Here is a 23,716-nt window from a genome sequence, read left to right on the forward strand (position 1 = left end):
TACTTTGGTGTCTATCTCAGTCACCGCCTATAACGGCCGGCGCGAGCCGCTTACCTACAAGCCGTGGCTGCGAGTACAGGACGTGCCATCGCGAGGCCGGTCGCGTAAGGTTCATGGTCTGAAGACGGGTCGAATACACCACGTCCTGTCCGATCTTGAATATGCCTATCTGCTCGCGCTGGAATTTTCGGAGCGGGTTGTCGACATCCGCGAGCAGTTTCCGTTGTTTCCCATTGCACCGATCCAAGAGTGCGCTCGGCGGCACAACATCCGTTATCCGCGATACGCAGGCACCCAGGTACCTTACGTGATGACCACCGATTTCGTCGTCTCGTTGAGAACCGATGATGGATCCCTCCGTGAGTTTGCGCGTACGGTCAAGTACGAAGACGAGCTGTCGCCCGGTCGTAGCCTCACGCGCACTCTCGAAAAACTTGAGCTCGAACGCTCGTACTGGATGGCGCGCGACATCGACTGGAAGATCGTCACCCAACGTAGCGTCGCGCCGGCGCTCGCGCGGAATCTTATCTGGCTCTACGCCGGGGCGCAGGTCGAGGGTGGCTTGCAGGCCAGCGATTTGCAGGCGCGGTTTGTTGAATGTCTCGATGAAGCGGGAACTCATGACCGGACGCTTTCTTCATTGCTTCGAGCCGTCTCCTATCGACTGAATCTGGCCTATTCCGATGCAGTCAGGCTGTTTAAGCATCTGGTCTGGAACAAGGTGATCCTTGTGGACCTATCGACCCCGATGCTGCTGACGTCGCAGGCGCCGACGTTGCGGGTCCTGCCGGCAGATGCGTCTTCCGTGAAACGAGCCGCTTAATATGAGCGATACGCTTCCTGCCGTCAATTCCGTACTTGAAGCGGTGTCCGATGCGTTGCCGTTTGAAAAGCTGGCGCGCATCCTGTGGATCGACGAGCATGCGTCATCGATGACCTTGATTACGGTCGCCGAAACGCCGCGGCGACCGTGGACGGTAGCGAGTCAGGATATCCGGGCGTGGTTGCTGCGGGGTGAAGTCCGACGCAGCCAGTTGCGGCTGCCGGCATACATGCTGCAGGTTGAGGAAGATATCCCGGATGCCGGGAAGGCGGTCCGCGAGCGTAACTGGCAACGCATCGCCGGACTGGTCAACGCACAGGTCGCTGGGGGGATTTTTCAGCCGCGTGCTATGGGCTCGCTGGTAGCGGCACACGCCAAAGCCACAGGGATGCAACGCAAGACGCTGTACCGTCTGTTGTATCGATACTGGATGTACGGGCAGATTCGCAATGCGCTCCTGCCCGATTATGAAAACGTGGGCGCGCCTGGCAAGGCTCGTGTGTTTGCCTGCGGAAAGCGTCCGGGGCGACCGCCTCGGCGACTGGCGTCGGCCGGCGAGCGGGTCGGCAAGATTCTCGGCGACGACGACAAGAGCTTCATCAGGATCGGCTATTCACTGTACCGAAGCAATGCTGTCGGGACGGTGACGGATGCCTATCACCAGACCCTGCGGCGGTTCTATGTCGAGGAACACGTCGTGCGGGGTACGACGACGGACGATCTGACTCTCAAGCCGCTGGACCAGTTGCCGACATTGAGGCAGTTCGGCTATTGGGGCAAAAAGGCATTCGACGACCTGACGGTGTTGCGCTCACGCGTAGGAGAGCGTCGGTGGCAGAAGGATCATCGCGGGCTGACCGGGCGCGCCGGCGACGGCGTGTACGGGCCCTGCCATCGCTTCGAAATCGATTCGACGATTGCGGACATCTATCTTGTCAGCCGGTATAACCGCAACTGGGTGATCGGCCGTCCGGTTGTGTACGTCATCGTCGACGTGTTCTCGACGCTGATCGCAGGGATCTTCGTAGGGCTGGAAGGCCCAAGTTGGAACGGTGCACGCCACGCCGTGTTCAACGCGTTCACCGACAAGGCAGCTTTCTGCCGCATGTACGGCGTCGAGATCGCATCGTCCGCGTGGCCGTCCCATCATCTGCCGCAGGAACTCATGGCTGACCGGGCGGAAATGCTCGGGCAGGCGGCCGAAGGCATTGTGTCGGGACTCAACATCGATATTGCAATTGCCCCGCCATTTCGCCCGGACTGGAAATCGATCGTCGAAAGCCGCTTCAGGCTGTTGAACAGGACCTCGCAGATCCACTGGATTCCCGGCGCGGTCAGAGAGCGCATTGCGGAGCGCGGGCAGCGCGACTATCGGCTCGATGCCACACTCGATCTGGCCGAATTCACGAGCATCATGATTCGCAGCGTGCTGCACTATAACCACCATAGTCGGCGGCCGGAACGGCTCACCGCTGGGATGATTCGCGATGAGCTCGAACCCTCGCCCATCAACCTGTGGCGCTGGGGCATGGACAATGGACTTGCGACGCCCAACATGCAGCCCGACGATCTCGTCTATCTGCACCTGCTGCCGCGTGAAACCGCATCAATCCAGCGAGGTGGCATCTGCTTCAAAGGCATGTACTACACGTGTTCGCACGCCATGCAGCAGAACTGGTTTGCGAAATCGCGCAAGGATGGCCGCAAACCGATCACCGTCTGGTACGACCCCAACTCGACCGCTCATGTCTGGCTTCAGGACGAACAGCGGAACTTTGTGCGCTGCGATCTGCTGGCATCAGAGGAGCGGGTCGCGGAGCACCGCCTCGAGGAGGTCATAGACATGCTTGAAATGATCCGTACGCCGACAGCGGAGCATACCTACTCCGCGCTCAACGACAAGATTCATCTGGACGCGCACATTGAGGCGACCGTCGAACACGCCCGGCACCATAAGGAAGAGGTCCGGCCTATAACCCCCGTTCCCGCCAGTCAGCAGATCGGCAATATCAAGGCCAATCGTGCCTTTGAAAAACGTATCCAACAGCAGCGATTCGTCATCGCCGCCGGTCTGGAAGCCGGGCCCACTGAGCGGGTTGATACACCGAAGCCGGCCTCGGCAAGTGTGGCCGAAGCTTACGCGGGCGAACGTGGCGGTGAGGTGTTGAGTCTGCTGGGGCGGTTGCGCCCGAAGGGCAGCAATACATGACGTCGAGCGGAAATCTGGTCGCTGCCACATATCGTGAACCTGCCGTCGCACAGTACCAAGGTAATCCGCTGATTGAAGCCCTGCCAGCGATCCGAACCGAGGCGGAGGCGGCGACCGCAATGGCTCTGTTTCCGGACGAGCCCGGCGATGAACGCAGTCTCTCGAAAGAAGTCAGGTTGCACTGCATCGATCGGCTGCTGCAGTTGATTCAGCCGCTGCCGATTCATCTCGAACTCGAATCGGCGATATCTTCCCTGATGCGGAGCGGCTATGTCGGCCGCAATCCGGTGATGCCTTCGACCTGGCGGCATGTGTACTCGCTGGCTGTCAATGGCGGCCCCGACAGCGGCTTCCGGTCGACCGCATCCACGCTGAGCGTGGTGGGCCTGAGCGGAATCGGCAAATCGACCGCCCTGGAATCGATTTTGCGGCTTTACCCCCAGGCCATCCGGCACCGGCGGTATCGCGGAAAGGAACTGATCCAGGCGCAGATTCCATGGCTCAAGGTCGAGTGTCCGTTCGACGGTTCGCTATCGGGGCTGTGTCACGCGTTCTTCCGGGCGCTGGATCGGGCAATCGGCGAGGACCGGTATGCGACGCGCTACCGCTCGGTCAGGGGCATCGTGCAGCTCGTGCATCAGATCGAGCAGATCGCCAGCACGCATTTCGTCGGTGTTCTGATCATCGATGAACTGCAGCATTTGCGCGCGGCAAAAACGGGCGGCAAGGACAACATGCTGAATTTCTTCGTCAACCTGATCAACAGCATTGGCATCCCGGTCGTGTTTGTCGGCACGAACTCGATGATCGAACTGTTTGCCGATGTGATGCGCAACGCGCGTCGGGCGGCGGGACTGGGGCTAAGCGATTTCATGCAGCCGAAGGCGGATGATCCCGCATGGGCGTTGCTGGTCGAGGCGGCATGGCAGTATCAATGGGTGCGCCATGTCGAGCCCTTGACGCCAGAGATGCGCGCGGTGCTGTACGACCTGACGCAGGGCGTGACGGATTTTCTGATCAAACTGCTGGTGCTTGCCCAACGGCACGCGATCCATACCGGCGAAGAACGACTGACAGTCGGATTGCTGCGAACGATTGCGGACACGCGCATGCAGTTACTCAGGCCTGCGCTCGGTGCCCTGCGCAGCGGCGACGCGCGACGGATGGCGCAATTCGAAGACCTGCTTCCGGCCGACCGTCAGATCGCCGCGATGATGGCCATGCAGGACCGGGATGAAATGGTCTCGACCCGGCTGTCCGTTCTTCACGCCTTGCGACGTTCCGAAGCCAGTCACGTTACGGCACCGGTAGAAGATGTCGAGTCAGAACGGTCTGCGGCGACCGGCGCGGGCGAGCCAGAATCTATCGCGACGTCGGAAGCGAGCCGCTTTGCCGCGTGCGAAGATCCGCTCGGTGCGCTCCGTGAGGCGGGATGGGTGTCGTCGGACGCGCTAGAGTTTTCCGCCGTCTATGACGCTTCTTGATCGTCCTCCGGGACGTGTCCCGGCGTTGAGCGCGTGGTGCCGTTTGAGCTGCCACCGCGCAGAACGACGATAGGGCTGCCCGCTTTTCAGTTTTTGATATTGCATGCCGAGTCTTCTGTTTTTTGCTCCCTCACTGCCTGACGAGACGATCCAGTCACGCGTTGCTCGCCACCACGTCCTGTCCGGGAACCGAACCGAGGCGGACACGTTTCTCGATCTGTTCGACAGCCCGCCGTTTACGTTGGAGCAAATCGTTCCGCCGGGTCTGGCACGGCTCGCCGCTCGCCTGTCGGACGACCCAGACGCGGCACTCAAGATGCTTCTCGAGCAGAACACGTTGCTGCCGCTCTTTGCGCCCTTTCTCGGCGAGGGCAGTGATTCGCAGAGTGCGTCGCTCACAGCCGAGGCGGCATTGAGCCGGTTGCCACGCCGCGTTGTCGGAATGCATGGCGAAGCACAGTTATGCACAGCCTGCGCGGTGGAAGACGTGCGCGACCATGGGATGGCGTATTGGCGCCGTGCACACCATGTCCCCGGCGTTAGCGTGTGCTGGATACATCAATTGACTCTCCTGTCGAGTTGCCCGGGTTGTCGCCGACCATTTCAATTTCACAATCGGTTGTTGCGGCAGCCTTGGCACGCGTGCCCATGCGGGTGGCAGGCCGTTGCGTGGGAACAGTCGGGCCCAGTGGCCGAAACGGTCGCGCTCGATTACGCGCGCTTCGCGCACGATCTCCTCGATCGGCCGCTCGATCGAACGACCTCCGAATGTCTGCGGGCAACATACAGGCGTCGCATCCGCGAGCTGGGTTTTGCCTACGGTGCGGGGCTCCGCATCCGGGAATTTCAGGCTCATCTGATCGAGGAATTGGGCGACGCGTTTCTTGCCTCGGTTGATCCTGCGTATGCTGCGCGCAGAATGCGCTTCTGGTTGCGCTTCACTCCGCAAGGTGGCGCCGCGTGGGACATGCCCATTACGCGGCACCTGCTACTGTCGCTGTTCCTGTTCGGGACGCGCGACCGGTTTGCGTTGAGTCTGCAGCGTGGCGAGGCGGACACCCTGCCAGTCCGGCGAACCCGATCCGCGGCCGACAGTCCTGATTTGTCCGGTGAGACGGGCGCGCCAATGCCCAGGGCTGTACATCGAAGCCGGATACAGGCCGAACTCGCCCGTAATCCGGCCATGACAATTGAAGATCTTTGGCGCAAGGCGCATCGTCCCACGGCATGGCTATACGATCACGACCGGGCGTGGCTCTCCAACGCGATGTCGCTACCATTGGAGCTGGCGAAGCAACCGGCGGACGTATTGACGGCGGTTTCGCCGGACGACGCGATTTTCGCGGTAAAAGTTGATGCAGTTGCGGCCGACGTTCTGGCTGCGGTCGGAAAACCGCTACAGGTGACAAAGAGTCGACTTTTTGACGCGCTGCCGCGGCGCCTCGCTGACATTGCTTCGCATCGGGCGCGCTACCCCATGACGCTGGCGCGTATAGCGGAGAACCGTGAGTCCACGTGGCACTTCCGCGCCCGCCGGACGTGGTGGGCATACGGCGTGCTGGCTACGCGTGGTGATCTGCTATCTATCAACAACGCGGCCGTTGTGTCGGGCGTGGGGTACGAAGCAGTCCGTGCAATCGTCGAGCATTGTGGATGGGCACCGCTGTTGCAGCGTGCCGCACAGCTCGACGTAATGGTGCAACTGGCCGCAGCGGGTATTTCGCGGCAGTGGGACGGCCCACCAGAATTTCGGGGGCGAGCAGTCGGGGGGAGAAGCTATCAGCGCCGACGTGTTGCCGCATTCCCCGTATACGACTGAACGGTTGACGGCGATCGACTGCGCGTGACCCGAGTCGCATCCGAAGCGCGAAGGACGCGAGCATGCGGCCTTTGTTCGCGGAACGCCTCGAAGCCGGTCCCTTCATGCGATGCGCAGCCTGGTCATCCGCCTGAATATTCCACGCCAAGCCGACCGACATCCACTCGCTACTGATTCTGTCGTGGCCGCGCAGCAAGAATCAGCGAAAGACCACCACCTGCGTGATGATGGTGACTGCGCCTGCGCGCCGCTTTAGCAAATCATGCGTTGGTCTCAAATCTGGCACTCGCCTGGTCAAGCGAACTTCGATGGAATGCCCTACCGCATCAGTAGGGAGTTCACCCATGCCAGGCTCCATCGCCCGTCTGCACAATGCAAATGCGGGGAGAAGTGAGAACGCACAATCGGAGACGATTTCGACGCAGGGCGATCAGTTGCGGCGGCCTGTCGATTGTTGCTGGAGGGTGCAATGAGAACGTTCACAAAAGCATGGGGCCGGGCGTTGGCGATCGCGGCCGTGAGCACGATCGCTACGGCTGCCCCTTATGCACTCGCGTACGACGTCGATCCGCATGCCCACCATCACATGATGCGAGAGGCGATTACATCAACGGCGGACTACACGCTCCCGTCCGTGATGCTGGTGCGCGATGACGGCCAGACTGTCTCCCTGAAGAATGAACTGGACGACGGCCGCCCTGTGGTCCTGACTTTTATCTACACTTCCTGCACGACGATCTGCCCAGTGACAAGTCAAACGCTCTCGCAATTGCAGAGCGAACTCGGCCGGGACCGGGACAGTGTGCACATCGCTTCGATCTCGATCGATCCGGAGCACGATACGCCGCCACGTCTGAGGGAGTACGCGACGAGATTTGGAGCGGGTCCTGAATGGCATCACTATACCGGTACCGTCGCTGCGAGCATTGCAACCCAGAAGGCGTTCAATGTGTATCACGAGGACAAGATGGACCATAACCCTGTGGTACTGCTGCGCGCGGCGCCCGGAAAACCCTGGCTGCGGATCGATGGCCTCGCTACTGCGGACGACCTGCTACATGCATACCAGAATCTGGTCGCGTCCAACTGAAGCCCAAAATGAATAGCGCAAGACTGCGTGCCGGCGCAATTCCAGTGACCGTCCCACTGCCGCAAAATACCCGCCGTAGCCAACTGCACCATCACGTCGAGCTGGGTGGCACAACCGGTAGACGACGCCACAAACTGGCCATATTTTTCACGCTATAATTGCCGCCATGAAATTCTTCCGGACATTGTTCCTGCTGCTGCTCTGCGTTGCGCTGCCCATCAGTGGGCTGGCAGCGAGCGGGCTGACGGGTGCGTGTCCGATGCAGATGAGCATGGGCGCAGGTGAAAGCAGCGCAATGTCATCGGACATGTCCGGCTGCGAAAACATGAAGTCTGCACCGGCTGGGAAGACGAAAGGTTTTTCGTGCAAGGTGACGGCGCAATGCCAGGTCGGCAGCCTCTATCACCCGGTCTCCAGCACCGAGGTGACCCGTCCCGCCGGGCGCTCCAGCCCCGTTGTTTTCCACTACGCACAGTCGCTGTCCGTCCGTGAGCCGGGCGGATTCTGGCGACCGCCTCGCGCAATCTAACCCCCTAGCAAGTTCGCCGCGTTCGCGGTGAGGTCGTCCTGCGTCCAGGACGTGATTCCGTATGGGATTCGACCGTTTGGGGTTAGAACATGTCTTTAACATTCGGCACGCCGTCGTTACGGCGTGCAACGGTGCACGCGCGCACGCTTTTCGCGTTGCTCGCCTTTGCGAGTGTGGCAGCGCACGCCCAGCAGGCAGCACTCACACTTGACGCCGCAGTGCAATCCGCAACGGACCGCTCCGCTGCGATGCAGGCCGCCCAGTCATCCGTGCGGGCCAGCTCAGAGGCGGTCATCAGTGCCGGCCAGTTGCCGGACCCGATGCTCAAGGCCGGCGTCGACAACCTGCCGGTGAACGGACCGCAACGGTTCACCATCGGCCAGGATTTCATGACGATGCGCCGTATCGGCATCGAGCAGGAATGGGTTTCGCCTGAAAAGCGCCGGCTACGATCGGCGCTGGCGAACCAGGTCGTCGACCGCGAGCGGTCGGGCTATCTCACGCAATTCACCAACGTGCGTCAGCAAACCGCGACCGCGTGGCTGAACGCCGCCTACGCAAAAAAGACGGTGTCGTTGCAGCAGGAACTGATCATGCATATGACGCATGAGCTTGCGGCCACGCAAGCCTCCTACAGGGGTGCCAAAGCGTCGGCGGCCGACGTTACGCAAGCCCAGCTCATGCTGGCGCAGGCGCAGGACCAGTTGCTCAAGGCGCAACAGACATTACAGACCGCACTGATTGCGCTGTCGCGATGGACTGCCGCGCCGGTCACTGACGTAGCCGGAGAACCGCCGGCGCCCCAGTCGTTCGTGACTTCCCTGCCGCCCGAGGAGCTACAGCACGTGGAGCCGGCGCTCATCGCGGCTTCTGCAGAGATTGCCGTCGCGGATGCCGACACGGCTGTCGCGAACAGCGACCGGAGTCCGAACTGGAGCTGGGAAGTCTCTTACCAGCAGCGCGGAGGAGGGTTCTCGAACATGGTGTCGGTAGGGGTCAGCATCCCACTGCCCATCAACCGGAAGAACCGCCAGGACCGGGACGCGGCCGAAAAAGCAGAACTCGGGACCAAGGCACGCCTGATGTATGAGGACACCCAGCGGCAAGTCGCAGCGGATGTCCGGACGCTGTCAGCCACATTGGCTAACGGCCGCGAGCGCATTGCCAGTCTCAATCAGGCCTTGCTGCCGGCGGCCAACCAGCGCGTACAACTGGCGACGGCGGCGTACAAGGCGGGCACAGGCTCGCTTGCCGATACATTCGCTGCCCGACGTGGGCAACTCGACGCGCAATTGCAGGTGCTCGACCTCCAGCGTGATGTATCCCTGACGTGGGCGCAGCTGGAATACCAGGTCGTGCCCGCCACCATGTCCGCCGCTCAGTGAAGGAGAAAGCTATGGAAAAGAAACAACTGGTGCGCGCGGTTCTGGCTGTGTTTGCCGCTGTCGTGCTCGTGGGTGCAGGTTATGTTGCAGGCACGCATGGCGAGGAGATGGGTGGCGCAAGCGCTGTCGCGGCTACACCGTCCAGCGACAAAATCGACCCGAAGACGGGGCGCAAGGTGCTGTACTGGCACGACCCGATGGTGCCGAACCAGCACTTCGACAAGCCCGGCAAATCGCCTTTCATGAACATGCAGCTCGAACCGGTCTATGCGGACGAAGGCGGTTCGAGCGGCATCAGGATCGACGCGGGGCTGCAGCAGAATCTGGGGATTCGATACGCAACGGTGCGGCGGCAGGACACGGCAGAAAGTTTCGACGCGGTGGGCACGACGCAGTTCGACGAGTCGATGGCGGACGTCGTCCAGTCGCGGGTGACGGGCTACATCGACCACCTTTACGCGAGTGCCCCGATGCAGCGTGTGGCGAAGGACGCGCCCATTGCGTCGCTCTTCGTTCCCGACTGGCTGGCGCCGCAGGAGGAATATCTGGCGCTGAAGCGCGGCGGCATGGATGACGGCATGTTGGCCGCTTCCCGTGCGCGCATGCGGGCAATGTCGATTCCGGAGGGCGTGATTGCCAGTCTCGACCGGACCGGAAAGGCACAGACACACGTCACGCTGTCCGCGCCGGAAACCGGCGTGCTGACCGAACTCAATGTGCGCGATGGCGCGATGGTGTCGCCCGGCCAGACGCTGGCCAAGGTATCCGGGCTGAGCAGACTATGGCTCATCGTCGAAGTGCCCGAGGCACTGGCCCTTCAGGTTCGGCCCGGGATGACTGTGGACGCGGTGTTTGTCGGTGACCCGACGCAACACTTCACGGGACACATTCGCGAAATCCTGCCCGGCATCAGCACGAGCAGTCGCACACTGCAGGCGCGTCTCGAAATCGACAATGCAGGGCTGAAGCTGACCCCAGGCATGCTGATGCGCACGCGTATCGGTGCAGCGAAACCTGTGTCGCGCCTTCTCGTACCTTCGGAAGCGGTGATTACTACCGGCAAGCGGTCCGTCGTGATCGCCAGGAACAGTGACGGGCGGCTGCAACCCGTTGAGGTCACGGTCGGCAACGATGCCGGCGACAACACGGAAGTGACAGGCGGCCTCGTGGAAGGTCAGCAGGTCGTCGCATCGGGCCAGTTCCTGATCGACTCCGAAGCAAGCCTGAAGTCGGTGCTGCCGAAGCTGGAAGGTGCCGCCGCGCCTGGCGCCGGCGCGTCGACAGCGGCGCCTGCCTCCAGCCCTGCTGCGACGGCTGCCCAGACCTACGAAACGACCGGCAAGGTTGAAAAGGTCACGCCTGGCGACATCACGTTCTCGCACCAACCCGTGCCGGCATTGGGCTGGGGTGCAATGACGATGACCTTTGGCAAGCCGTCGCCGACGGCTTTTCCGGACGTGAAGTCTGGCGAGGCCGTGCATTTCGTCTTCAGGCAGTCGGATGACGGATACATGTTGACGAAAGTCGAGCCAGTCGGAGGTGCCAAATGATTGCCCGCCTGATTCGCTGGTCCATCCACAACCGGTTTCTGGTGCTGCTCGCGACCTTGCTCGTCACTGCCTGGGGCGTGTATTCGTTGACGGAGACCCCGCTCGACGCGCTGCCCGACCTCTCGGACACGCAAGTCATTATCAAGGCGTCGTATCCGGGCAAGGCGCCGCAGGTCATCGAAGATCAGGTGACCTATCCGCTCACGACGACGCTGCTCGGCGTGCCGGGCGCGAAAACCATCCGCGCGTACTCGTCGTTCGGCGACGCTTTCGTCTACGTGCTGTTCGACGACAAGACGGACCAGTATTGGGCACGCTCCCGTGTGCTCGAATACCTGAACCAGGTCCAGAGCCGCCTGCCGCAGGGCGCGACCGTCTCGCTCGGGCCCGATGCAACCGGTGTGGGTTGGGTCTACGAGTACGCGCTGGTTGACCGTACCGGCAAGCACGACCTCGGACAACTGCGCGCACTGAACGACTGGTTCCTGAAGTTCGAGCTGAAGTCAGTGCCGGACGTCTCAGAGGTCGCGAGCATCGGCGGCATGGTGCGGCAATACCAGGTTGTCCTGGATCCAGACAAACTGCGAGCCTACAACCTGACGCAAGCCGCCGTCGCGGACGCGCTTGGCAAGGCGAACCAGGAGTCGGGCGGGTCGGTGGTGGAACTGGCCGAGTCTGAGTATATGGTCAGGTCGTCCGGATATCTCCGTTCACTGGATGACTTCCGCAACATCGTCCTGCGTACCAACGACACGGGCACGCCAGTCCTGCTGGGGGACGTCGCGCGCATCCAGATCGGGCCGGAGATGCGCCGCGGCATCGCCGAGCTGAATGGGGAAGGCGAAGTCGCGGGTGGCGTGATCGTGATGCGCTCAGGCAAGAATGCGCTGACGACTATCGACGCGGTGAAAGCGAAACTGGCTGACCTGAAGCGGTCATTGCCGGCCGGAGTTGAAGTCGTGACGACCTACGACCGATCGCAGCTTATCGAACGCGCGGTCGACAACCTCAAGGACAAGCTCATCGAGGAGTTCATCATCGTCGGGCTTGTCTGCGCAGTGTTCCTGTTCCACCTGCGCAGTGCGTTCGTCGCGATCCTGTCGCTTCCGTTGGGTGTGCTGGCCGCGTTCATCGTGATGCGTTATCAGGGTGTCAACGCGAACCTGATGTCGCTGGGCGGCATTGCGATTGCAATCGGCGCGATGATCGACGCGGCCATCGTGATGATTGAAAACGCTCACAAACATCTGGAAGCGTACGACCACAAGAACCCGGATACGCCAATCACGACGACACAGCGCTGGGAGCTCATCGCGACGTCCGCGGCGGAGGTGGGGCCGGCACTGTTCTTCTCGCTGCTGATCATCACGCTCTCGTTCATTCCGGTCTTTTCGCTCGAAGGTCAGGAAGGGAAGCTCTTTTCGCCGCTGGCGTTCACGAAGACGTACACGATCGCCGCTGCCGCCGGACTGTCGGTGACGCTCGTACCCGTGCTGATGGGTTATCTGATTCGGGGCCGGATTCCGCACGAGAACGCCAATCCGATCAACCGCGTACTGATCCGTCTATACCGCCCGCTGCTCGAAGCGACGCTTCGGCGGCCGTGGGTGGCGATCGGGCTGGCGGTCGTCGCGCTCGCCATCACGCTGATTCCCGTGTCGCGGCTCGGTGGCGAATTCATGCCGCCGCTCGACGAGGGTGACCTCCTGTACATGCCGACCGCGTTACCGGGCATTTCGGCAGACAAGGCGGCCGAACTGCTGCAGCAGACGGATCGCCTGATCAAGACGGTTCCGGAAGTGGCCACCGTATTCGGCAAGTCGGGCCGCGCTGACACGGCCACCGACCCTGCGCCGTTCGAGATGTTCGAGACCACCATCCAGTTCAAGCCACGTAGTGAATGGCGCCCCGGCATGACACCGGAGAAGCTGGTTGATGAACTCGATGCGCGGGTAAAAATTCCGGGCCTGTCGAACGTCTGGGTACCGCCGATCCGCAACCGGCTGGACATGCTGTCGACCGGCATCAAGACGCCTGTGGGCGTCAAGATTTCCGGCGCGGATCTTGGGCAGATCGACAGGATCGCAACGCAGGTCGAGGCTGCGGTGAAGAACGTTCCGGGCGTCACGTCGGCGCTGGCGGAAAGGCTGAATGGCGGGCACTACATCGACGTCGACATCGACAGACTGGCGGCGGCCCGCTACGGCATGTCGGTGGCCGACATCCAGTCGGTCGTGTCATCGGCGGTCGGAGGTGACAACGTCGGCGAGGTCATCGCAGGTCGCGAGCGTTTCCCAATCAATATCCGCTATCCACGCGAGGTCCGGGACTCGGTCGAGAATCTGCGTCAATTACCGGTTGTGACCGACCGGGGCGCGCAGATCACGCTGGGCGACGTCGCTGCCATCAGGATTGCCGATGGCCCACCCATGATCCGTAGCGAAAATGCGCGGCTGTCGGGCTATGTTTACGTCGACATTCGCGATACGGACCTGCAATCGGCTGTGAAGGCGATGCAGCAGGCCGTATCGCAGAACGTCGTATTGCCGCCGGGCTATTCGATCGCCTGGTCCGGCCAGTTCGAGTACCTCGAACGCGCGGCAGCCAAGTTGCGCACAGTGATTCCGGTCACGCTCGTGGTCATATTCGTGCTGCTCTTCCTGACGTTCAACTCGGCGGCCGACGCGCTCCTGCTGATGTCGACCGTGCCCTTCGCGCTGGTCGGCGGCTTCTGGCTGATCTGGATTCTCGGTCACGCCGTGTCTGTCGCAACGGCGGTGGGATTCATCGCGCTGTCAGGGGTCGCGGCCGAGTTCGGGGTCGTGATGCTGCTCTACCTGAAGGGGGCGCTCAACAGTCGGCTCGAGCGAGGTGAACCGTTTACGGAGGCGACACTCGTGGACGCTATTCGCGAGGGTGCCGTGCTGCGGGTCAGACCGAAGGCCATGACGGTTGCCGTGGTGCTGGCGGGTCTCATCCCGATCATGCTGGGCCATGGTGCCGGGTCCGAAGTCATGCAGCGCATCGCTGCGCCGATGGTGGGCGGGATGGTGACCGCGCCGCTGCTGTCGATGTTAATCATTCCGGCCGCGTGGTTTCTACTGCAACGCAGGCGCGTTATTCGTACCAGAAAAGCATCTCAATCTCATGCAGTACCTCTTGGCACGTCCGTGCCGCAAACCCTCCCTGGAGAAAGCCAATGAAGAAGTTGATTATCGTATCCGTTCTGTTCTGTACCGCTAGCGTGTTTGCCGGCACCGCGCTGGCAGCCGACGACATGGCGGGTATGAAAATGAAGACAGGTGCCATGGACACAGCTTCATCGACAGATACCGCACTCACTGACGCAGTGGTCAAGAAGGTCGACCCGTCGACCGGCATGGTGACGCTGCAGCACGGCGACCTGAAGAACATTGGCATGTCGGCCATGACGATGGCATACAAGGCCAAGGACACATCGATGGTCAAAAGGGCGAAGGAAGGCGAGAAGGTCAAGGTCCGCGTTGAAAGCGTCAATGGCACGCTGACCATCGTGAAACTGGAAAAACAGCAGTGACAGGGCGCTGACACCATTACCCCAGGCCCGTCGCGTAACGGCGGGCCTGGGGTGCGTTTTCGCTCACGTCTTGCGTAGGAGCATTGCCATGCGAATGACATCATCCAGTAGACGTCGCGGTACTCGCTGTCTCGCGGAAACGCTGAACCGGGCGTTGCGCATGGTGTTCGCTTTTCTGCTTGTGCTCGCTCCATTCGCTGCGCATGCAGTGAACGAGTCCGATCTGCTGTCGCCCCATGATGCCTTCCCACTGAAGGTCAGCCTCAGCGGGCCGCAGCAGGTGACGCTCGACTTTGGTACAAAGCCCGGGTACTACCTGTACCGCGACCGCTTCAGCTTCGCTGTGGACGGTGTGCCCGTGAAGCCGGCCGGGATGCCGGCGTCAGAATCGAAAAATGATCCAACGTTCGGGGTGGTCCAGGTCTATCACCGACCGGTGCAACTACAGCTTCCCCTTCCTCACGTCATCGCATCGGGCATCGTGCTCTCCGTCACGTCGCAGGGCTGCGCGGACCTGGGGGTGTGTTATCCGCCGCTGACGCGAACCTACCGGATCGCGGCCGACGGGACTGTCGCCGCCATCGTGCCGGACGGAACCGCAACAGCAACGGCCGGCTCCGGTGAAACCACAGTGATCGGTAAAAATCGGACGCTTACTGTTTTCGGTCTGAACCTGCGACCGGCGAACGGTCTTGGTGTACCTGAATTACTGGGCTTCCTCCTGGCCGGCCTGTTGATGGCGGGCACGGTGTGCATGTATCCGCTGATCCCGATCGTGACCGCCGTTATCGGTGGCACCCGGGACCTACCGCACAGGTGGCGTGGCTTCGCGTTGTCGTTCACCTACGTGCAAGGACTCGCGCTGACCTATGCGCTGGCAGGCACCGTTGCGGCGCTTGCCGGTATTCCGCTGGTGTCCCTGACGCAGCAACCCTGGGTACTGGCCGGCTTCGGCGTGCTCATGGTGCTATTTGCACTTGCCATGTTCGGAGTGTTCCGGCTGCAGTTACCCGCAAGCGCGCAGACTCGCCTGACCGAATGGAGCAACCGTCTGCCCGGTGGCCGGATTGTTCCGGTGTTCGTGATGGGCATGCTCTCCGCGCTGATTGTCGGGCCGTGCTCCACACCGGCACTGGCGGGCGCGCTGCTGTATATCGCCAATAGCCGTGATGTGATCGGCGGAACGCTGGCCCTGTATGTGATGGGCATCGGAATCGGTCTTCCGCTGTTGCTGGTTGGCACGTTCGGGGCGCACGTCCTGCCGAGGTCGGGCCACTGGATGGTCGCGGTTCAGAACACGCTGGGTGTCATGCTGCTGGCTGCGGCCCTGTGGTTCGTCTATTCGTTACTGCCAGACTGGCTGCTGATGGTGCTGATCGCGTTGCTGCTGGCCGGCTGCGGCATGATGCTGCGCGCCATCGACCCGTTGCCGCCAGATGCGGCTGGTGTTGTCCGGATAGGCAAGGCACTCGGCCTATTGTTGCTGGTTGCCGGAGTCGCTGAATTCATTGGTGTTGCATCGGGCAACTTCGACGTTCTGAAACCGCTCGGCGGCGTGGTGCGCGTATCGTTACCGGTGAGCGCAAACGCGGACGCAAGTGCAACGGCGCGGTTTGAAATGGTACGGACGAATGCCGAGCTCGACCAGGCGCTCAAGGCGGCGCGTGGCCAGCCAGTCATGCTGGATTTCTATGCGGACTGGTGCGTCACCTGCAAAGAACTCGAACGCTTCACCTTCGCCGACCCGCGCGTGATGAATGAATTTGCGCACTGGAAACTGCTGAAGATTGATGTGACAAAGGGCACCACCGAGGACATCCTGATGCTGCGGCACTACGGCCTGTTCGGGCCGCCAGCACTGATTTTCTATGACCGCAACGGTGAGGAGCAAGATGACGCACAACTGGTGGGGTTTGTCAGTGCCGACGCGTTCCTGACGCACCTCAAACGATGGGACCGGTAGCTCATGAAACCGCTGTTGAGACAGTCGCCGCGTCATGGCAACGTGCAGCCACAGCGCCTATACTGAACCCATGAAATTCTGGAACCGCTTCGTCGCCTGCTTCCTGATCGCGTGGTTGCCGCTGCTTGGCTACACCGCGCAGGCGGGCGCGTGTCCGGAAATGACGTCTTCGGGCATGTCGCAACCGGCAGGCGTTTCCTCCATGACAGGCATGGCGCCCGATGCGCAGAAAGCGTCCACGCATGCCAGCGGCGCCTCGTCGGTCTGTCATGGTTCTGGCGGTCTGTCATGTGGCGCGGCTATCTTGCCGGCCACGCATGCCGCGCTCGACATCCCATCGTTGCCGGTGTACCGGGCAACGATTCCGTTCCTCTTCGGGCAGTTCATCCCCGAACCGCTTCAGCCTCCCCCGCGAACCCTGTAGTCCGTCATCAACACGTCCCGGTTCCGCTGCCTGCGTGGCAGTGCGAGTGCGCGCACGTGCGCCACAGGCGGCGTTGCCCGGGAACGTACTTGCTCATACCCGTCACGCTTGCGGCGACAGGCGTGACGAGGGCGACGGACGATGTCACGTCGAGGTATGCCGACGGACCGTGCATATCGCCGTCGAAGTGATGTGGCGACATTCCGGGTTCGAAGGACACGCCATGTGTCGGGAAGACATTCTATGAAACGCAACGTGAAAGCGACGGTCACGATGGTGCTGGGTCTCGTGGTCCTGGTCGCGCTGGGATTTTGGCTGCTGCCTCAGTTCCGGGTTTCCTGGCTGAACCTCATCGTTCTCACCTGCCTGGTGGTCTGCCCGCTGTCGATGCTGTTCATGATGCGAGGCAAGCGGCCGGACAGGGATCGAGCGGACCACGAGGACTGATGTGAACGTAAGCAGGATGCATCGCATGTGCTTCTGCAGTGCGGCTACGCATGCCGCGCTGTAGCAGGCGTCTTGTGACGACGAGAGAGGCTGTAATGAAACATCGAGATCACAACCGGAAGGCGACGGGTACGCAGGGAACGGGCATACCCGCAGCAACGCACCGTCCCGACGGCAGGAGATGGCGCCTGCTGGCACTACTCATACTGGCGTTCGCCATGTTCCCCGCAGGCTTCGCCTTGCTGCCCCTCATCACGAGGCACCGGCTGCTCAGCCTTGCCACTGCGAAACCGGATTCACCTGCGGCGCCTCAGTCAAAGTGGCAGGTTGGCATGCTGCGCCCGAACGGATTGCGCATCATTCCAAGCGGACGGTCGGATGCATCTCACGTTCTTGATCCGAACCAGTTTTCCGACAAGGACATCAGGCACTCCTACTGGGTGGCGACACAGATACCCGCGGTACTGAACCAGCTCTACTGCTGGTGCGGCTGTGAAAATCGCGGCGTGCATCGCTCCAACCTGCAATGCTTCGAAGACAAGATGGCGGTCGACTGCGCGGTGTGCCAGGGGACCGCGGAAATCGCTTATCAGATGACGCAGAACGGGGTTCGGGACGCCGGGAAAATTCAGGCCGCGGTCGATGCCAAATGGGCACCTAAAGGGTGACCCCAACGCTGACCCTGGCAGCATGAATAAGGCTTCATTCATCCGCTACTCAGGAGGAGATCATGGAAATCAGATGCGTTGTCGCCATTGTCAGGTCCGACGTGCTGGAGAAGCTCGAAAAGCGGCTCGGCGCGATACACATCCACGGTGTCACGGTCTGCAAGGTCAAAGGGTTCGGCGAACACCCAAACTACTTCTCCGATGACTGGACGACTGATCACATCAAGATCGAAATCTTTGCCCAGGAAGCGAATGTCGACGCTCTGATCAGGGAGGTTACGGCCATCGCGCATACGGGCGCGGGCGGGGATGGAGTCGTCGCGGTGTTCCCGGTCGAAAGGTTCTTCCGTATCAGCACCTCGTCCGAAGCGATGCCTTGAGCCGCAGCCCGGACCCGCTGTCAATGACGAACTGGGTAGAACGTTCAATCAACGGGTCTGAAGGCCAGCGGCACGGAGAACGATATGTTACGACTGGAGGATGCAACGCGGCGTGCCTTTCTGCGCGCGTCCACTCTGTCCTGTCTTGTCGCAGCCAGTGCGTCCGGGCTACTGACGCTGCGCCCCGCGCGAGCGCAACCGGGCGTCAGGAATCCGCAGTTCGTTCCGGACCTTGAGGTCCAGTTGCGCGCCAGGGAAGACCACGTGCAGATCCTGCATGGAGAACCCACCCGCGTCTGGCGTTACGACGGCAAGGTCCTGAAGGGCGATCCGGGCGGGCTCGGTTTCCTGTCGAACGGTTACCTGCCCGTGTTGCGCGTGCAACGCGGTCAGAAAGTGAGGATTGACCTCGTCAACGAATTGCCCGAACCGACCATCATCCACTGGCACGGCCTGTACGTGCCGGCAGCCATGGATGGGCATCCGCGTAATGCTATTGCGACCGGCCAGCATTACGTCTACGAGTTTGAGGTGCTTAACCGGGCGGGGACGTACTGGTTTCATGCGCACCCGGACGGGCGTACCGGCGCGCAGATTTACTTCGGCCAGGCCGGGCTCCTGATCGTTGCAGATGACGAGGAGGCAGCCCTCGGCTTGCCCAGTGGTGCTTACGATGTACCGCTGGTGATTCAGGACCGCGTGCTGGACGGCCAGAACCAGTTCACGTACCTGCCCGACAGCGATGGCGGAATGATGGGACGCGGCATGATGGGCGGTGGCGGCATGATGGCGCAGGGGATGATGAGCGGCGGCGGGATGATGGGTCGAGGCATGATGGGTGGTGATGGCATGGGGCAGATGATGGCGCGGATGGTGGGTTTCCTGGGCGACCGGATTCTGGTCAACGGGAAACCCGATTTCGTGTTGCCGGTAGCGACCCGTGCGTATCGCCTGAGGCTGCTGAATGCCTCGAACACGCGCATCTACAAGCTGGGGTGGAGCGACCGCTCGCCTCTCGCGATTATCGGTACCGACGGTGGACTGCTGGAGAGGCCGGCGACGCGTCCGTACGTCACGCTGTCGCCCGCGGAACGCGCGGACATCTGGGTGGATTTCAGTCAGCGATCAATTGGAACTGAACTCACGCTGCAAAGCCTGGCGTTCGATGGCGAGATGGCAATGGGCGGCATGATGGGTAATGCATCACTACCGAACGGTGCGTCGTTCCCCGTCCTGAAGGTTCGGGTCGAACAGCGCATAAATACAAAGGCCGAACTTCCAAAGCGGCTCGCGTCGCTACCGGTGGCTTTGCCTCGGGACGCGATCAATGCGCGAGCTCCGAAGGTGTTCAACATCACGATGGGAATGATGGTCTGGGGGATCAACGGGCGCAGCTTCGACATGGGCAACGTGACGAAGACGGAAACCGTGAGGCGCAACAGTGCGGAACTCTGGGAATTCCGTAACGAGAAGTCGATGATGCTGATGGCTCATTCGATGCATGTCCACGGCCTGCAGTTCCGCGTGCTCGGCCGTACCGTACTGCCTGACTTCGTTTCCGCGCACCGCACCGTGGCTGCGGGACTGGTCGACGACGGGTGGAAAGACACCGTGCTGCTAATGCCTGGCGAGCGCATCCGGTTGCTGCTCCGGTTCGAGCACTATGCAGGCATGTTTCTCTACCATTGCCACATGCTGGAGCACGAGGATACCGGTTTGATGCGCAACTATCTGATCGAGACGTAACGAGGTGGCGCCCGCTATCCGCGATTGCGCTATCCGGTCGCGAAGCGAAAACAGTGAAAGGTCATCTGGAGTGAAACCATGAAATCATCCCGCCGTAGTTTCATGATCAGTGTTGTGGGCGTTGCGTCGTCGCTCGTACTGCCGCACGAGGCATGGGCCGACGCCGCGCCAGTCCTCGAGTCCGATGCGAACGCACAGGCGCTCGGGTACAGAACCGATGTCGGGAAGGTCGACCGTGCGAAGTACCCGAAGTTTCAGGCAGGGCAGGCGTGTGCGAACTGCCAGTTCTTCCAGGGCAAGGCCGGTGATGCAACGGCGCCCTGTACGATTTTTGCCGGCAAGGTGGTGAACGCGAAAGGGTGGTGCAGCGCGTACGTGAAGAAGGCGTGATGCGATTACGATCAGCAATGCGGTCTGGGCGCCGGCAGTCCCGATTGGCGGTCCAGGTGCGGGCTTGATCTCAAGTCGTGGTCGCTGCAACGCTGGCCGTGTAAACAGCAACATCGGTTGTCCGGTGACAGACTGCATTGCGCCGAGATGGTCTGCGCGGGTTGCCGGGATCTGGAGCCCGAAACGCTGACCGGTAGGTTGTTGGTTGGGAGTTTTATCATGGCAGGCCTTCGCAGGTTCAGGTTTTCAGTTAGCAGGATTCTCACGGTTCTCGCGATCGCCGTCCTTGCCGCGGCGGCGTACATGACTCTGGGCAGGACAGAAACCGTTCCCGACGCTACGTTCACGTTGATATCGGGGCAAAAGCTGAGTACCACTGACCTGCGCGGCAAGGTGTATCTGGTTCATTTCTGGGCCACGAGTTGCGCAACCTGTATCAAGGAAATGCCGCAGATGATTCAGACCTACAACCGGTTCAGGGGCGAACACTTTGACTTCGTCGCAGTGGCGATGAGCTATGACCAGCCGTTGTATGTCAGGAACTACGCAGAGACCCATCATCTGCCGTTCAGGATAGTGATGGACGCGGACGGCAGCCTTGCACAGCAGTTTCATAACGTGCAACTCACTCCGACAACGTACCTGGTCGACGGGAAAGGCAGAGTCCTCAAGCGCATTCTTGGAGAGGCCGATTTTCCCGAACTGAACCGGATGATTGGCGAAGCGCTCTCGGAGTCGAAGTAAGGAGAGCGCGCTCAAGACGTGAGGTCGGGCCGCCTGCTGGGACCTGGGCTCAAGGTTGGACGGATCTGTGTATGAGAGCCGACGGAAGGAGCGAGAACATGATACGGCCACACGCTACGATCACCGCTGCGCTGTTTGCCCTTGCGCCAGCGGTTCTGGCAGACGCAGCGGCAGCGACTCGGCACGCCATTGCGCGGCTACGCCCACATCACGGTCAACGCTTGATCTCGTGCACAAACTGGATCTGTCGAATGAAGCGGCAACCTTGCCGACGCGCGATCCTGGCCGCACTGGCCACGCTTGCCTTCGGTGCGCCAGCTCACGGCGAAGGCGACCTCGTGCGCGGTGCGCAAGCCGCCCGCGCCTGCATGGAATGTCATTCGTTTGCGCCGGGGCGGCACATGACGGGGCCGAGTCTGGCCGGTGTTTGGGGTCGCAAAGCGGGCACCGCCGCCGGTTTCGCGCGCTACTCGGATGCGCTGAAACGATCGGGTCTGGTGTGGGACGAACGGCACCTGGATGAGTGGCTCACGAAACCTGCGGCGGTGGTCCCGGGCAATGCGATGGACTTTCCCGGCATTGCCGATTCACGCACTCGGGCCGATCTGCTCGCTTACGTCAAGGCGGTGTCCAGCGGTCGCGTGTCCGCACCCGATCGGGGCCTGCCGAACTTGAAGGAGGCCGACGCGGCTTCGCAGGTCACTGCGATCCGCTACTGCGGCGATACCTACCGCCTCACTACGGCCGACGGGAAAACCCACGCCTTCTGGGAGTTCAACCTGCGATTCAAAACGGATGGCAGCGCTGAGGGGCCCCCCGCTGGCAAGCCCGTGCTCCTCGGCACCGGCATGCGTGGCGACCGTGCCGCAGTGGTCTTCTCGCGCCCCGAGGAAATCTCCGGCTTCATTCGGAGGCAGTGCGCATGAACAACGAGCCCCCCGGCCACTCCGATGCGCCAATGCCTCCAGGCGACGCCACCGCGAAACCTGGAGCCGGGCGCAACCGGCGCACAACGAGAAGAGCCTTGATAGCAGGGCTCGGAGCCGCGGGCCTGGCCGCCGGCGCGACAGCGTACTGGCGCCTCTTGTCTGGTGACATCGTAGGTGGCGTCGTGGTCCATGCGCGTGCGCGCGAATTGCCGTCGCTGCGATTCACGGATGGGAACGGCGCAGCGACGAGCCTCGCCGCATTTCGCAACCGGGTCGTGCTGCTCAACGTGTGGGCTACCTGGTGCGGTCCGTGCCGTGAGGAGATGCCAACGCTGGACCGCCTGCAGGCAGCGCTGGGAGGACCGCACTTCGAAGTCGTAGCGGTGTCCGTCGACGCGGGCGGCTTGCCGGTGGTTCAAGCATTCTTTCGCGAGACTGGCGTTAAGCACCTGCACCCGTATCTTGACACCTTCCACGACGCAGCGGCCGTGATCACGACCGGCATTCCGATCACCCTGCTGGTCGACCGTAACGGCCGCGAGGCGGGCCGCAAGCTTGGGCCCGCAACGTGGGACGACCCGCGAATGCTACAGCTGATACGACGCTACTTGCCGGCGTAGACCGTAGGAGAGGAGACGAAAGACCATGAGTAAGTTGCCGACAGATCGAAGTATGTATATCGCCCGGGGCGTCCTTTCCGTCTTACTGGCGTTGGCACTGGTCGCCTGCGACGACCACGCCGGCTCTCCATCGACACCGCCACGATTCGTGTCCTCCGACATCACCGGCGTTCGCTGGGGGCGCGATTTTCATTTGATCGATCACACTGGCAAACCGCGGAGCCTCGCCGACTTCAGGGGGAAAGTGGTGATGCTCTTCTTCGGCTACACCCATTGCCCCGACCAGTGTCCGACCACTATGGCCGAGATAGCCGGGGTTCGCGGCAAGCTGGGGGAAAACGGCCACCGGGTGCAGGGCCTCTTCGTCACCGTCGATCCCAGGCGCGACACCCCGCAGGTGCTTGCGCAATACGTTTCCGCGTTCGACCCGAGCTTTCTCGGCCTCTACGGCGACGAGAACAGCACCGCGGCCGTGGCCAGCGAGTTCAAATTCTACTACCGCGCGCAGAAGGCCGACGCGCATGGCAACTACAGCGTCGATCACGGGAGCGCGATCTATGTCTTCGATCCGACAGGCCACTTGCGTCTGTTGATGAGCCCCGGGACGAGCATCGATGCGATGGCAGCCGATGTTGGGCGTCTGCTGAAGGAGTGAACAGCGGTGATGCAAGTCATGCACATGTCTGCAGCCGCTGGCCGCGAAGCCCCTGGGTCAGCGCTGACAGCCATGTCTCGAAAACCCACGGTCGAACTGCCGTTGTCGACCCTCAGTTGATTGCCGCATGCTGGCCCGGCGCGAAACGATATACATGGTACGCGAGTACGCCCGCACCGTGCGTGATGCCTACCGACCACCGCTCCCCTATCAGGGTCGCCCGGGTCATCGAAAAATTTGCGGTGGTCGACTGCGAATCTAGCCGGGTCAGTTCGTCTTAGAGCTAACAACAACGGGGATTCGTA

At 61.7% G+C, this 23,716-nt stretch carries 21 protein-coding genes; all 21 read left to right on the plus strand.

Annotation, left to right across the window (positions count from 1 at the left end):
* A partial coding sequence (locus M0D64_RS40855; protein ID WP_308102547.1) for a TnsA endonuclease N-terminal domain-containing protein occupies positions 1-823 on the plus strand: 823 nt, incomplete at its 5' end.
* A 1-nt stretch (position 824) separates the two neighbouring features.
* The gene (locus M0D64_RS40860) at positions 825-3,032 is read left to right on the plus strand and encodes a Mu transposase C-terminal domain-containing protein (protein ID WP_266242162.1); all 2,208 of its coding nucleotides are present in this window, start codon (positions 825-827) and stop codon (positions 3,030-3,032) included.
* A gap of 119 nt (positions 3,033-3,151) precedes the next feature.
* Positions 3,152-4,516 (plus strand): ATP-binding protein, encoded by a 1,365-nt coding sequence (locus M0D64_RS40865; RefSeq protein WP_266242164.1) that lies wholly within the window; start codon positions 3,152-3,154, stop codon positions 4,514-4,516.
* 103 nt (positions 4,517-4,619) lie between these two features.
* Positions 4,620-6,335 (plus strand): TniQ family protein, encoded by a 1,716-nt coding sequence (locus M0D64_RS40870; RefSeq protein ID WP_266242166.1) that lies wholly within the window; start codon positions 4,620-4,622, stop codon positions 6,333-6,335.
* Between the two features lie 469 nt (positions 6,336-6,804).
* Positions 6,805-7,425, plus strand: coding sequence for an SCO family protein (locus M0D64_RS40875; protein ID WP_266242168.1), 621 nt, complete (start codon positions 6,805-6,807; stop codon positions 7,423-7,425).
* 166 nt (positions 7,426-7,591) lie between these two features.
* Positions 7,592-7,954, plus strand: coding sequence for a hypothetical protein (locus M0D64_RS40880; RefSeq protein ID WP_266242170.1), 363 nt, complete (start codon positions 7,592-7,594; stop codon positions 7,952-7,954).
* An 89-nt stretch (positions 7,955-8,043) separates the two neighbouring features.
* Positions 8,044-9,339: a TolC family protein gene (locus M0D64_RS40885; protein WP_266242172.1), complete on the plus strand. Its 1,296-nt coding sequence runs from the start codon at positions 8,044-8,046 to the stop codon at positions 9,337-9,339.
* Positions 9,340-9,350: 11 nt separating this feature from the next.
* Positions 9,351-10,889: an efflux RND transporter periplasmic adaptor subunit gene (locus M0D64_RS40890; RefSeq protein ID WP_266242173.1), complete on the plus strand. Its 1,539-nt coding sequence runs from the start codon at positions 9,351-9,353 to the stop codon at positions 10,887-10,889.
* Positions 10,886-14,092: an efflux RND transporter permease subunit gene (locus M0D64_RS40895; protein WP_266242175.1), complete on the plus strand. Its 3,207-nt coding sequence runs from the start codon at positions 10,886-10,888 to the stop codon at positions 14,090-14,092. The genes M0D64_RS40890 and M0D64_RS40895 overlap by 4 nt, the downstream gene beginning before the upstream one ends.
* Positions 14,089-14,445 (plus strand): copper-binding protein, encoded by a 357-nt coding sequence (locus M0D64_RS40900; RefSeq protein WP_266242177.1) that lies wholly within the window; start codon positions 14,089-14,091, stop codon positions 14,443-14,445. Before M0D64_RS40895 ends, M0D64_RS40900 begins: the two co-directional genes overlap by 4 nt.
* Before the next feature lie 88 nt (positions 14,446-14,533).
* Positions 14,534-16,408, plus strand: a complete 1,875-nt coding sequence (gene dsbD, locus M0D64_RS40905) for a protein-disulfide reductase DsbD (protein WP_266242179.1) — start codon at positions 14,534-14,536, stop codon at positions 16,406-16,408.
* A 70-nt stretch (positions 16,409-16,478) separates the two neighbouring features.
* The gene (locus M0D64_RS40910) at positions 16,479-16,832 is read left to right on the plus strand and encodes a hypothetical protein (RefSeq protein ID WP_266242181.1); all 354 of its coding nucleotides are present in this window, start codon (positions 16,479-16,481) and stop codon (positions 16,830-16,832) included.
* Between the two features lie 243 nt (positions 16,833-17,075).
* Complete coding sequence (locus tag M0D64_RS40915) at positions 17,076-17,279, plus strand: DUF2933 domain-containing protein (protein ID WP_266242183.1); 204 nt, start codon at positions 17,076-17,078, stop codon at positions 17,277-17,279.
* Between the two features lie 95 nt (positions 17,280-17,374).
* Positions 17,375-17,947: a PCYCGC motif-containing (lipo)protein gene (locus tag M0D64_RS40920; RefSeq protein ID WP_266242185.1), complete on the plus strand. Its 573-nt coding sequence runs from the start codon at positions 17,375-17,377 to the stop codon at positions 17,945-17,947.
* Positions 17,948-18,009: 62 nt separating this feature from the next.
* Positions 18,010-18,327 (plus strand): P-II family nitrogen regulator, encoded by a 318-nt coding sequence (locus M0D64_RS40925; RefSeq protein ID WP_266242187.1) that lies wholly within the window; start codon positions 18,010-18,012, stop codon positions 18,325-18,327.
* A gap of 84 nt (positions 18,328-18,411) precedes the next feature.
* Positions 18,412-20,073: a multicopper oxidase family protein gene (locus M0D64_RS40930; protein ID WP_266242189.1), complete on the plus strand. Its 1,662-nt coding sequence runs from the start codon at positions 18,412-18,414 to the stop codon at positions 20,071-20,073.
* Between the two features lie 78 nt (positions 20,074-20,151).
* Positions 20,152-20,463 (plus strand): high-potential iron-sulfur protein, encoded by a 312-nt coding sequence (locus M0D64_RS40935; RefSeq protein WP_266242191.1) that lies wholly within the window; start codon positions 20,152-20,154, stop codon positions 20,461-20,463.
* Positions 20,464-20,682: 219 nt separating this feature from the next.
* Positions 20,683-21,207, plus strand: a complete 525-nt coding sequence (locus M0D64_RS40940) for a TlpA disulfide reductase family protein (RefSeq protein ID WP_266242193.1) — start codon at positions 20,683-20,685, stop codon at positions 21,205-21,207.
* 251 nt (positions 21,208-21,458) lie between these two features.
* On the plus strand, positions 21,459-22,133 hold the full coding sequence (locus M0D64_RS40945; RefSeq protein WP_266242195.1) for a cytochrome c family protein: 675 nt from the start codon (positions 21,459-21,461) through the stop codon (positions 22,131-22,133).
* A 98-nt stretch (positions 22,134-22,231) separates the two neighbouring features.
* Positions 22,232-22,756 carry a TlpA disulfide reductase family protein gene (locus M0D64_RS40950; RefSeq protein ID WP_266261834.1) on the plus strand — a complete coding sequence of 175 codons (525 nt, stop codon included), beginning with the start codon at positions 22,232-22,234 and terminating at the stop codon, positions 22,754-22,756.
* Between the two features lie 25 nt (positions 22,757-22,781).
* Complete coding sequence (locus tag M0D64_RS40955) at positions 22,782-23,411, plus strand: SCO family protein (protein WP_266242199.1); 630 nt, start codon at positions 22,782-22,784, stop codon at positions 23,409-23,411.
* Positions 23,412-23,716 lie beyond the last annotated feature (305 nt).

Source organism: Paraburkholderia sp. WS6 (genome assembly GCF_030464835.1).
Lineage (GTDB): Bacteria > Pseudomonadota > Gammaproteobacteria > Burkholderiales > Burkholderiaceae > Paraburkholderia > Paraburkholderia madseniana.